At 45.8% G+C, this 13879-nt stretch carries 5 protein-coding genes; 3 read left to right on the top strand and 2 right to left on the bottom strand.

Translation table 11 applies throughout. The annotated features are described in order from the left end of the window. The first annotated feature begins 578 nt into the window (after window positions 1-578). Complete coding sequence (locus tag K1X61_10335; GenBank protein MBX7109032.1) at window positions 579-926, top strand: hypothetical protein; 348 nt, start codon at window positions 579-581, stop codon at window positions 924-926. Window positions 927-990: 64 nt separating this feature from the next. On the opposite strand, the gene K1X61_10330 is transcribed toward K1X61_10335, so the two are convergent. Next, window positions 991-7668 (bottom strand): T9SS type A sorting domain-containing protein, encoded by a 6678-nt coding sequence (locus K1X61_10330; protein ID MBX7109031.1) that lies wholly within the window; start codon window positions 7666-7668, stop codon window positions 991-993. Between the two features lie 340 nt (window positions 7669-8008). On the opposite strand from K1X61_10330, the gene K1X61_10325 reads away from it, so the two are divergent. Next, window positions 8009-10861: a hypothetical protein gene (locus K1X61_10325; GenBank protein MBX7109030.1), complete on the top strand. Its 2853-nt coding sequence runs from the start codon at window positions 8009-8011 to the stop codon at window positions 10859-10861. 95 nt (window positions 10862-10956) lie between these two features. Then, window positions 10957-12414, top strand: a complete 1458-nt coding sequence (locus tag K1X61_10320; GenBank protein ID MBX7109029.1) for a T9SS type A sorting domain-containing protein — start codon at window positions 10957-10959, stop codon at window positions 12412-12414. A 38-nt stretch (window positions 12415-12452) separates the two neighbouring features. Here K1X61_10320 and K1X61_10315 read toward each other — a convergent pair whose 3' ends face one another. After that, window positions 12453-13832: an FAD-binding oxidoreductase gene (locus K1X61_10315; protein MBX7109028.1), complete on the bottom strand. Its 1380-nt coding sequence runs from the start codon at window positions 13830-13832 to the stop codon at window positions 12453-12455. Window positions 13833-13879 lie beyond the last annotated feature (47 nt).

Raw genomic sequence — 13879 nt, 5'->3', positions numbered from 1 at the left:
CCAAATCAAATTTCCTAATTTGAAAAAAAATTATGACCGTGCCGGATGCTTCAGGCAATGCCTCCATCAAAGTGCATCACCTGATTTCCTCATGGGTCACCCAAATTTACAGATCAAACAGTTTTAGCAGCTGCTGCTGTACCTTTTTATCGATATAAAGTCTTGAGCTCAAGGTATTTGACAGATTGAATTGCAAAATGGAAATCATAGAAAAAGAGGCAAATCAGCATACTTTAATCATGTGCCGGCTTGATTTCCTTTTCACCTGGATTTTCTGGTTTAGTCTTTTATTATATTTTTCAATCTACACCAGTTTGAAGAAATAATAAAACTGGCAAGGCATACATTAAATAAATGAATTTTAATAGACGATAATTTTTTTGCAAAAGCATCTATTGCTCGCATAGAATGTACGATTCAGAATAATTCATCAAAACCCGAAGCTGTTATTCAAGATATACTGTACCGGCGTCTTTGTTGGTTCACTGAATTTTAACAACACTAAGCACGACAGCAAAACACTTCCCCGGGCACTCGGGCAATACGAACGGCTTACTGAAAACAAAGCAAAAAATATTTTGGTTGACCGCGGATATCGCGGACCAAAAACCACTAATGAAACCAACATCTGCGTACCGAAGCCGGATAACAAACTAACGAAAACAAAACGCAGACGAAACGGAAGAATAGCTGCCATTGAACCGGTGATCGGCCATTTAAAAAGTGATTACCGAACGGGAAAGAATTTTTTGAAGGGTGTGATGCACGATGAAATAAATGTGCTGCCTGCTGCGGCAGCCATGAATTTTAAGCGAGTCATGAACCTCTGGCTTAAAGAGGCAACCAACAGCTGGCAATTCGCTTGTAATTTTAATGCAACTGTTTACCGGTTTCAGATTACCCGACAATTAAAATCCACTTTTTGAGGGTAAACTAAATAATTTTTATTGAGGCACAAGGCGATACAAATAGGGGTTTCAATTTCAACAACTACTTTGTGTCATTCAAATTCTTAAGAAACAGAATTGATTGTGTCATGCCATTACCGGAAGTCGCTTTCAGTACATAGCTACCGGAAGAGAGGCCGGTCAAATGCAGCACCGTCTTATTACCAAATTCACCTTTGAATTCCATGACATTTCTTCCGGTACCATCGCTGATGCCGATATGGTTAAAAACCTGATCGGTGACTATCGTAATATATTCACCTGCAGGATTAGGATAGATCTGAAAATAAAAGGCGCTTACCATTTCTGCACTCACCACATCAGAGTATTTGAAATTGCCATTGAAATCTGTTTGCTTCAGTCGGTAATAATTCATGCCGTCCGCCGGATGCACATCGTATGCAACATAAGAATGGGGTACCAGGCTGCTTCCTGCACCATCCACGGTGTCAATCGGATTGAAAGAAATTTCCCGGGTTGATTTCTCTACCGTGAAATAGTCATTGTTGAATTCTGAATCAGTTGACCAATCCAGGACGACAACATTTTTTACCATATGTGCAGTAAAATAAAGCAAGGAAACAGGAAGCACATTGGTCACATTCACCGTTGTTGAACTCTGGCATCCGTTTGCATCCATAACGGTAATTGTATAAGTGCCTATGGCAAGGCAGTCGAAGGTATTGTTTGACTGGAAGTTGACTCCATCAATGCTGTATTCATACCCGGGTGTGCCTCCGGAGCCGGTTGCAGTAATAGCTCCGTCTCCGCAACCCGAACTTATTGCTACTGCAGCAATGGACGGACCCGCTAATGCACCAACCGTAACGTTTGCAGTACTTATGCAACCATTTGCATCTTTTGCATTGATCACATAAACACCGGAGGCCAAACCGGTGAATACATTACTTGACTGATAAGCACCTCCGTCTTTGTTGTAAGTAATGGCTACTGTGCCTCCTGTGGCGGTAGCGGTAATGGTGCCATCATTCGCATAGCAGGTAGAAGGTGATGTAGTAGTTGTCAATACCGGACCTTCCAGGTTGGGAATAGTAACGGTAATTGTTTTAGTGCAGCCATTGTTATCTTTTACCCAAAGGGTATAGGTGCCGGCAGCAAGCGGAGTAAAGACAGTTCCTGCCTGATATGTTGAACCATCAAGGCTATAGCTTAGTGCACCGGTACCTCCAGTGGCCGTTGCGGTTAGTTTGCCATTGTTATTTCCACAAGTAGCCGCTATGATGTTGGCCGTTAAAGTGGAAGGCCCTTCAATGTTTGCTACATCTACCAGTTTCGTGGTGATGCAACCATTACCGTCTTTCACAGTAACCGTATAGATACCTGCTGCCACTCCATTAAAGATACCGGAACTCTGGAAGTTGACGCCGTCAATACTGTATTGCAATGGTGGTGTACCACCTGATCCGGTGCCGGTAATGGTACCATTCGCATTTCCGCACTTTGATGAGGTGGCCGACGTGCTGAGCGTCGGCGCATTTAAATTAGGGACATTAACTATAGTCGTATTCTGACAATCGTTGAGGTCCTTTATGGTAAGCGTATAGGCTCCGGCTGCAAGTCCTGAAAAGGTACCACTGCTTTGAAAAGTGGAACCGTCAATACTGAACTGATAAGGCGATGTGCCTCCGGATCCGGTTCCTACAATGGAGCCAGTGGCATTTCCGCAAGAAGCTGGAATGCCATAGGCAGTAAGCAGAGGCGATGAAGTGGCAGGCACCGAAACAGCAGAATTTGCAAAGCAGCCTCCAGGATCAACTACCCAAACAGTATAGGATCCGGAAGCGAGTCCGGTAAATACCGTACTGGTTTGATAGGTAGTTCCATTCAGACTGTATTGCAAGGTTCCGCTGCCACCACTGCCGTTTGCCGTGATGGTACCATTTATTAATCCGCAGGAAGTTCCAGTGGCAACCGCATTTACGGAAGGAGCAGAAAAAGCTGAAATGCTAATGATTGCTGCACCTAAACATCCAATGGCATCCTTAATTAATACTGTGTAAGTGCCCGCATTAAGTCCGGAGAACACGTTACTGCTTTGAAAAGCTCCATTGTTAAGATTGTAGGTTAGTGGCGCATTGCCTACCCCTGTTGCCGTGATCGTGCCATTAATCAATCCACACATCGCATCTGTCTTTACCAGCGTAACAGTTGGTCCGCCAATGCTTAAAACGTTAACAGTGATGGACGGCTTACAGTCGCCTTCATCATCTTTGATAGTAATGGTATAGGTTCCGGGAGCAAGACCGGAGAATGTGCCGCTTGATTGATAAGGACCACCATTTAGACTGTATTTATAAGGAGGTTCTCCACCGCTTCCTGAAGCTACAATAATACCGGTGCTGCTGCCACAAACGGAATTCGTCACTGTTGCAGTCAATCCCGGAGCAACGTCAACACTTATAGTAATTTCTATGGTGGTTGTACAACCATTGGCATCCTTAATAGTAACGCTGTAGGTTCCGGCGGTATCAATGTCCCAGTTATTTGTATTACTGAATGGTCCACCTTCAAAACTAAATTGATAGGGACCTGTTCCACCGGTTCCTGAAACCTTTATTTCGCCGGGATCGCCAGAGCCATCGCAAGGAATATTATCGGCTTTGATAATTGTGATCGAAGGCGGCGGACCGGAACCTACATTGATAATAGTAACACTGGTTGTGCCGGTGCAACCTGCGGCATCCTTTATTGTTACAGTATAAGTTCCCGGTGCAAGAGCAGAAATGACATTGCTACTTTGAAAATTTACACCGTCAATGCTATAGGTATAGGGCGGTGTGCCACCTGAACCGGTAGCGGTAATAATTCCATTGCTGCTTGTGCAGTTGGCATTGGTTACCGCAGCCGTTATAGTTGGAGAAAAAATAATCGAAACGGTCACTGTTGCATTGGCTGAACAACCATTGGCATCCTGCACGGTAACCGTATAAATGCCGGCGGCCAGTCCGGTAAATATATTACTGCTTTGAAAAGTAGAACCGTCAATACTGTATTGCAATAATCCAACACCTCCTGCCGCTATTGCTGTCACAATGCCATCGCTTCCGCTACACGGTGTGGCAATGGAACTGGCTGTAAGTGATAAGCCTGATGCATTTGTCATAATTACCGTAATCGTGCTGATACATCCATTGGCATCTTTAACCGTAAGTGTATACGTGCCTGTTGAAAGTCCGGAGAAGATGCTGCTCACCTGATAAGTGCCATTATTCAAACTGTACTGTAATAAGCCGGTGCCGCCCGTTCCGTTTGCGGTAATAATACCATTGTTTGCGCCGCAGGCAGCAGGCGTCACCATTGCTGAAACAGACGGTCCTGATGTATTGGTCACCGCCACAATAGTTGCACCGATACAACCCAAAGCATCTTTTACCAATATGGTATAACTGCCTGGAGCAAGCCCGCTGAACAAGCCACTTGCCTGGAAGGTAAAGCCATTGATGCTGAATGTTAAAGGTGCAGTACCGCCGGAACCTGTAGCGGTAACCGAGCCATTACTGGTATTGCAGGTAGCAGAAACGGTAGTGGCAGTTACGGTAGGTGCATTGGAATTGCCGACAGTAGTACTAAATGTACTTGTGCACCCGTTCGCATCTTTAACAGTTACCGTATAAGATCCTGCAGTAAGTCCGCCAAAAAAACCACTGCTTTGAAAAGTAACACCGTTGATGCTGTATTGAAGCGGTGCTGTTCCGCTTAAGCCGGTAGCGGTGATAGTACCATTGCTGTTTCCACATGCCGCTGCTGTGGTGGTAGCGGTTACTGTTGGTCCGGCAGAATTGGCAATTGTTACTGCATAGGAACCGATGCAACCATTGGCATCCATCACGGTAACAGTATAAGATCCGGCAGCCAATCCGGTAAAGACATTGCTGACCTGGAAATTATTTCCATCAATACTGTATTGAAGAGGTGCTGTTCCGCCCGTTGCAAAGGCGGTTATTTTGCCATTGTTGCTGTTACAGTACGTAGCGGCCGGAGTGGCAGTAAGGACAGGACCGCCGGTATTGCTAATCAAAACAATAACTTCATTAAGGCAACCTGTTGCATCTTTTACCGTCAGGGTGTATGTACCTGCATTGAGTCCGGTGAAGAAATTATTGAGCTGAAAGGTCGAACCGTCTATGCTGTATTCGAGGGGAGGTGCACCACCGCTACCGTTAGCAGTAATGGTTCCGTTATTACTGCTGCACAAGGCATCTGTTTTGGTAAATGACAGTGAAGGCCCGTTTGAATTGATAATGGTTATTGTGTCTGTTGTACTGCAGCCACCGGCATCTTTTATAGTGACGGTGTACACACCAGCACCCAAATTGGTAAAAGAACCACTGACCTGGAATAGTACGCCATCAATACTAAAGGTATATGGTAAAGAGCCGCCAGCCCCGGACGCAGAAATGGTTCCGGTATTGCTTCCACATAAGGTGTTGGTGCTGTTCAAAGTAAGTGCGGGACCGGGTAAAAAGAAATCAGCGGTGGTAGAGGTACCGCTGCATGTTTGATTGATGAATGCAATGATCGTGTAGGTAACGCCTGGTGTCAGTCCGGTAAAAGTACCGGTAGAATTCGTAGCTACAAGAGTGCTTCCTGTATACAGGTAGTAATTTATTACAGAGCCTGACGGTGGTGCCGGACTCAGCGTTGTGGATACAGATGCAGTTGCGCAGTTTGGTGAAGGTGTTATCGTATAGGAAGTGTTTGCACATCCGTATGCCGTTACATCAAACGAGGCAACAAATCCATCCCCGCTGGCATAGAGCAGGGTATTCGCTTCATCATATGCCAGATCATAGACTGATTTTGTTGTGTAGCCGGTAATAGTAATGTCAGGTTTAGCAGCATCATCAAAAGCAGCGCCGTTAAAGTGGTATACTTTAATGGTTCCATTGACTGAGCCCACAAATACATTGTTACATTCATCGGCAATGATTCCGCCACTCCACAAAGCAGTATTCGCCGCTATTGTCAGTGATGCTCCTACCCCTGCGCCGGTTGCTTTGTTAATGGCTTTAAGATTTTTCCCATCCCAGTAAAACAAGTAGGAAGAATTGATGGCGAAAACATTGCAGGAATTTTCAATGATGCCACCCGTCATGTAGGGCCGGTTGGCAATTTCCTGTATTACAGTAAAGCCTGAGTTAACACTCCATGAAACCGTTGCGCCACTATAAGGCGACGTGTTTTTATAGATCATATTGCACAAGGAAGGCGTACCTATCAGGGAACCATAAATCGTGTACATGTCATTGGTAACCGGGTCAATGATGATGTCAGCGATATCCTGCGCCCATCCTGAGGAAGTGCTGTAGGCTATATTGGTTACATTCAAAGATGACAGCACTGTGGAGGGCGGAGAACAGATTCCGAAATTGATATTGGAATTGGTACCGCCGCCGGCAATCAGGATTTTAGGTACTCCGCTGTTACAACTCCAGTACATCTTCCAGTCTTCCCTGAAATTTACATTAGTAGCCGTGATGTAGTTGTCGTACAGTCCCGCGGTATTAATTCTGACAATCGCAAATCCTGTTGCGTAATTAAACCCTTGCCCGAGGTAGATGCTGCCCGTATTTTTCTCCACCACCCATCCGCCGTAATAGGTGCCAAACGTCCAGTAGGGAATCGAAAGTGATCCGTTAAATGTCCATTGCCAGGCACCGGAAGCATTGTATTTAGCCAGTTGATAAACATTACCGTCACCTCCGCCGGTGACATAAATATTTCCCGCATAATCAAAATCCACGTCTTTTGCTTTGCCGGCATTGGTGCCGGTAAGGTTAGTGGCGGCGCTGATGAAAGGATCAATGATGAGCGTGCGATGCCTGTCATAATCAGCAGGTGCAGTAAAACGAAGCACATTGTTTTCCAGTCTGGAAGACAGCATCACCCGGCTCCCGGCATCCTCGGCATAATAGGTAACAGGTGCAGTCTCATTAATCTTTCCAATGCCTGTCTTCACGGTTACACCGCCATTCTGATCTTGCCTTACACTCACAACATCACCGCCATATTCCAGTTGTAACACACTGAGATCGGCACCCGGCCTTACTACAATTTTGTATTCAAATCCTCTTTTGCTGCTTGCCGTAAAACTGTACTCAATATCAATTCCGGGATATAATTCTTTGTAGGTAATCTTCTTATACGACAGCGCTTTTTCAGGAAGCCTGCCGTAGGTGAAATAGCCGGTGCCCGGTGCTGACGCCACAATTTCAGGATGAGGATTTGCATTGAGCCAACGCATGGTAACCGTTCTTTCCTTAACCACGCCTGAAAGCATAATCTCCTCTTCAGAAAATCCTTTGCGCTCCATCTCCTCCCTTGCCTCTTCCGATGGTTGTTTAACGGTTCGTTGTAAATAGATCAGCCCCCGCGGCGTAAAAAGAACCGGCATGTCAAAACCTTCATATCCGTATATGATCTGCTGCATGCCTGCAATGCCGGAAAGGGTATCGCCATATTGCCCGACATTGCGGATAAAAACTGCTGCTGTAGAGGACAGGTTTGTGCCTGCCGCAATATTTTCACCGTTAATAAACTGCGTATTGACAGCCTTTGAAGTAACACGTGAGGTTAGTTCCTGAGCAGTTACCTGTAGTATAGAAATCGTCAGCCATATGATTACGCCCACGACAATTCTTGTCGCACTAAGGTCAGCCGCTTTCCGGTAGTTAGATTTGCCCGGGTAAAAAATAATCATGGCTAAGGTGGCATTAACGCTTTGGCTGAAAAGGCGAATTGTAGTTCTACTGCCATAAATCTCAATATGTTTCACTAAGCAGGCAAAAAATGTCTGCTCAAACGGGCAAAAGAAGGCTTGAAACCGTCATCAACATGTTTAAGAAGAATACGATACATAAACACTTTGTCTTTGTGCCTTTGTCAAATAGAGATATGCTGCCATCTTTATTGTATGATTGCAGAATGCAAGAGAAAGGCAGCAACGGTTATTTCAATACAGCAAACTATCCGCATTCTTTTCTACTTGCTGCTTGTTACTTTTCCGTATTCATGCGTTATTATTACCGGAATATCTGCCCATGAAAAAAAGATACTTGCTCTTCCTGTTATTGGTTTTGCCTGTGCAGGTCATCTTCGCACAGGAAGAACCACAGGGAAGGTTAGGCATTAATCCTCCGTCGGTGCAGTGGTACCAGTTGCAATCCCCCACCGGACGGATCATTTTCCCGGAAAGCTTAGATACGATGGCTTTTCACACAGCAAGTATCATGAACTATGTGCGTCAGCACGATGAAAGTATTTCCGGCACCGGCCATACAAAAGAAGTGGCTGCTATTCTGCAACACCTCTCCACCCTGCCAGGCGGATTCAGCACACCGGCGCCGTGGCGCAACGAATATTATCTTACACCACCGCAAAATTCCTTTTTGGGGCCGGTAGTATGGAGTGATGCGCTTATTGCCCATGAATACCGGCATACGCAGCAGTTTTCTGAAGCCAATGAAGGATTTACCCTTCCCTACAAAATATTGATGGGGCAAACAGGATGGCTGCTGAATACCCTTTTTACACAACCACTCTGGTTTCGCGAAGGCGATGCCGTCGTTAATGAAACACTGCTGACGAAAGGCGGCCGCGGCAGGCTTCCGTCATTCAATATGGAATACCGCGCGTTAATCCTATCCGGAAAACATTATCGCTATGATGTGGGAACATGGTCGTCGTACAAGGACTACATTCCCAATCCTTACCGTATCGGTTACTACATGGTTTCGAATGCCCGCGCACACTTCGGTGATGAAACCTGGAGAAAAGTGCTGGATGATATTTACAACAAAAAGGGATTCTTTTATCCGTTTGGAAGAAGCCTCCAACAGGTTACAGGATGGACGCCCCGGAAATTATATGCGGCAACACTGCATGACCTCGACAGCGTTTTCAAGTCAACCGATCAATCAATCGGGTTAACCGTTTCCTCCACCATTACCCCTGTTCCATCCGGCATATATACCAATTACCGTTTCCCGCATTACTTACAGGATGGATCAGTACTCGTATTGAAAAATGCGTTTAATGAAATCAACACGTACTACCGGCTGCTCCCGGATGGTGGTGAAGAAAAATTATTTTCACCCGGCATCTATACCGATGACCATCTGACGACCACCGTCACCGGCCACCTGATGACATGGGCCGAATCATCCTTTGATGCGCGCTGGTTCAACCGCGATTACTCCGTGATTATGTTGTATGATTTTGCTACCGGAAAGAAGCAGCAGTTATCCGGTCATTCCCGTTATTTCTCACCTGCACCATCCAACGACGGGAAGAAGGTGGTTGCCGTTTCAATAGACCTTACTGGAAAATTCAACATCGTCCTGCTTGATGCAGCGTCAGGAAAAGAATTGCGGCGCTTTGACAATCCTGAAAACATTAATTTTTCACAACCACGCTTCACCGATAATGACCGGCAGATTGTAGCACTTGCTCTGACAAAATATGGGAATGCCATCATCGCCATGGATGTTGAATCAGGTGCATCCAGTCAATTACTCGAATATACCGATGTTCCTGTCAGCCGCCCATTCCCATCAGGCGATTATGTTTATTATTCCGGTGGCTATTCAGGCATTGATAATATCTACGCCATTCAGCTTTCCACCCGTCAGATTTTCCAGGTTACGACTGTACGGTTTGGTGCGATGGAGCCAGCGGTTTCAGCAGACGGAAAAAAACTTTTATACAGCGAATATTCGGCCGATGGCCGGCGGATTCATGAAATGGCACTGCAACCGGAACAGTGGAAACCTGTTACCCGACCGGTTTCATCCGATATTCAGTTTCATGTACCATTGATGCAGTCACAAGGTTTCGACCTTTCCGAAGCACTGAAGGATACAACTTATGCTGTAAAAAAATACCATGCACTCACGGACGGCTTGTTTAATTTTTACGGCTGGTTTCCGATTCCCAATGTGCCGGAGTATGGCGCCGAATTCTATACACAAAACATCATGAGTACCCTCAGGGGCACCGTGGGCATACTTTACAACACCAATGAACAAAACCTGCATTCCTACCTGCGTTTCACGTATGCTGCTTTTTACCCGCTGCTTGACGCACAGTATGAATACGGGTTAAACAGGAATGGAAAAATTATTGATTCCGTTTCCCTGGCAGTGCAGAAAATCCGGTGGACGGAAAATGTGGTGTCCGGTGGCATAACATTGCCATTCAGGCTTACGCGGGGAACTTACCGCACACAGTTGAATATTTCCGGCTGGTATCATTACTATGACATACAAGCCGCAGACAGTACCGGCGACCCGGCTTTAAACGGCCATACATTCTTTCATGCGGCAGAACCCGCAGTTACGTTCAGCCGGTTGCAGATACAGGCAAGGCAACAGGTAAAGCCAAGGTGGGGCCAGCAAGTCAACTTTTCTTATCTGAAATCATTCAACGCTGAACCGGAGAGAATGCTGGTGGTTGCACAATTGTATTTCCCCGGAATGTTCAAGACACATTCTTTCAATATAAATCTAAACTATAAATCAGAAAAAGTAATCGGCACCTATCGGTTTCAGGACAAGTATATCATGCCAAGAGGTTACCAGTCCACTCCTTTTGAAACGCAATACGGCATATATGGCAACTATGAATTTCCACTCTGGTATCCTGACATAGCGATCAGTCCGGTTGCCCTGCTGCAAAGGATCAGGTTGAATATCTTTTGCGACTATTCCATCGGAAAAGTGGAAGGCATCAGCAACACGCTTTCCTCCACGGGTGCTGAATTATTCATTGATCTGCGGTTGTTTCGGCTCTTCAATATGTCGGCGGGATTCCGGTACAGCTATGCCTTCAATCAGTCGATTCAGCAAACCTCACCGGTACAATTCCTCGTGACACGCTTCGAACTGGCCAACTGACCCCTGGTAAGAAGTGCGGCTATATTGTTTTGAACGGATTAGGAATGATTTCCATATTCTCTCTATTTTACCTCGCCACAACAGTAAAAACTGCTATGAAAAAGTATTTGATTGCACTGAACATTTTATTTTTCGCGACAGGTAGTTCCTTCTCACAGTCAAATGAAGTAGGTGCCGGCATCAGCCTTCTTTTTGACGGTAATGCCGGTAGCTACGTTGATTTAGGAGATGTGTACAACACCGTCACTTTTCCATTTTTATTCGAGGCCTGGATAAAACCGGCAGACTATACTTCGGGTGCGATTATCTCCACCGACAACGATGCAAATGCCGAAAACGGAATAAGAATTATGCTGAATACGTCGGGCAATCTGCAGTTGGAATTTGGCAACGGACTTGGAAACGGATCAGCATTTAAAAGAGGTTATATTACGATTGCATCCATTCCACTTGACAGCTGGACGCATATTGCCGTTTCCTGCAAGTCGGTGACCGATGTAACGATTTATATCAATGGCCTTTCACAATCATTTATCGCAACGGACGGCACATCCTCTTCGGTTACCATCAGTCATTCTGCCGCAAGGGCCACTATTGGAAAAATTGTATCACCGTCCGGCACTGTTTCCTATAAAGGGGAAATGGATGAGATCCGGCTCTGGAAGAAATCACGTTCACAGTTTCAGATCCGTAACAATGTGTGCGTGAAGTATGTCACACCTTCAACAGATATGCTTGGCTACTGGACGGCAGATGAATCATACAGCAGCAATATACTGGCCGATAAAGCTGCCGCACCGGAGGATGGTATCATCAACGGGAATGTGACAAGGGTGACTTCCGGCGCTGCTTTGGGCAATGAGGCAAAGATTAAATTCACAAACAATTGGTTTGAAGTAAAAGTCACGTTGCTATCTCCTTCCGGTGACAAAATGCTCACACAGGACATCACCGGCGAAGGCATTTTCGTTTACAGGATTGATGCACCACCTGTTGTGGCCAGCGGACTGGGTAATCATCCTGCCTATTACTACGGCGTCTATTGTGTAAAAGGTAACGGGCCTGCAGGATACAATGTGCGGTATAAATATTCAGGCAACAATGGAGTAACCGTTCCATCGAATGAGCTGCAGATCCGGTTTATGGGAAGAAAAGATGATACCGATTCCCCCTGGAATGATCTGGATGGCATCATTGATACTGCCACCAACTGGATCACCAAACACGATGGCAACAGCCTGCGGGGAGAGTATACTTTTGATATTCCCAATCCGGAAAAAACGGCAGGTAAATCATTGAAGTCGCACAATACCGGTCTTTCACTTTTCCCCAATCCGGCTGCGCAACAAATACAGCTTGAGCTATCCGGTGCCCTATCGACAATAAAATCGGTAAGCATATGGAATGCAGCAGGAAAAATGGTAAGTGAAATCAATCATCCGCAATTACCTTCTCTTTCCATCAACGTAAGCGGTTATGACAATGGAACGTACTTTGTGAATGTGATCACCACTACCGGCAAGGTAACCGGTAAGTTTACCGTGCAGCATTAGAATTTTACTGACGCACTAAAACTACAGCAACCCATTCTTCAGCTACCATACATTAATGCGCGGAAGTAATTGCTTAAAAACCTGTTTTCCGGATCCGCCTGTTCCCGGCTTTTTTTGAATTGTTCCCACTTATCACCAAAGGCTTTTTCCACCTGCGATTTCGTAAGCACTTTTGTTTGATTGAACGTGCATTTGCCGCCATGTTGTACGGCAAACTCATTGTAAGCATGGCAGAATTCATCCCAGTCTTTCATCAACTGCTGATCGGTAGTAACAGGCCGCAATGGATCGAGCGTCATGCGTTCTTCATCAAAGGAAGGTGAGAGCAACGCCTTCTTCTCCACCCTGATCCTGTAACAGGCCATGAGTCCTTTCTCATCAAACCGCGGATGTTCCTTTTTATAGTTCCTGAGGAATTGTATAAATGCCGGCAACACCACCGTGGGAAAAGTGGCAGTTGGATAAGCCCAGAAATGAAAATCCCAGCGCCATTTGTATTTGTATGAGTAATCAATGGGCTTCAGGTTTTTAAAGGTCCTCCTGCCTCTGCGGAATGAAATCTTCATGAATCCAAACCCGGCCATGGCCACCTTACGCACATTCACCGACCACCAGTTGGTTTCCACCGCACCCATGATCGGATTGAAATACTTGAATACATTCTGATCAAGCTTGTTGTAGATATTTTCAATGTATCCCGGCACTTCCTGTTTTGTGCTGAAGTTGCGGGTCTCAAAGATGAACTTGCCATTCGTGGCATTGACTAATCCAAAGATGCCATCATTCTCAGCAAGCGTTTTGCGGTAGGCAGCCTCCCAGTTCTTATCATGCACATTGCTGCTGACGTAATTCTGTATCACGAGCTTCATTGGCAGCACGTCGAGCGTAACTTCGTAGATGATGCAAAATAAACCGTGGCCTGAAGTCATTACTTCCCATCCTGCATCACCGCGCTGCATGCTGCGGTTATTGCCTGCTGCATCAATAAAACGTATGCCTTTGATCATACCCGTTGCAATACCGGAACTCTGCCCGATTGCGGCATCCTTTAAGCAGCAACATGCTACGCTGCCAATAGTAGCATTCCCGATCTCCGGCGTAAAGGGCAACTGCAGTTTCCTTTCTGCAAGAAACCGGTGAATCTCATACAACTGCCGGCCTGCACCTACGGTAATTTCATTGCCTGACGGCTCAGGCAGCTGGAGAAACTTTTTCATGTAGACAGCAGTGCCGCCATTCACCACATTACAGCCGCTGTTGGAATGGCCGGAACCGATTGCCACCACGGGGGAAGGGAATTTTTCCTTGTTACGGATTATTTCCTGGATGTCTTCTGCACTTTCAGGGATGGCATATACGGCAGGCGTGCTTTTATATTGCCGCGACCAATTGGTAAATTCAATTTGCCTGGTTTCCATGGGAACGGATTAGTGACTGACAAGATATAGAATTTTACGCATGTTTC

Source organism: Chitinophagales bacterium (genome assembly GCA_019694975.1).
Lineage (GTDB): Bacteria > Bacteroidota > Bacteroidia > Chitinophagales > UBA10324 > JACCZZ01.
The sequence above is the reverse complement of the archived record's forward strand: the minus strand, read 5'-3'. Positions and strand labels throughout refer to the sequence as shown.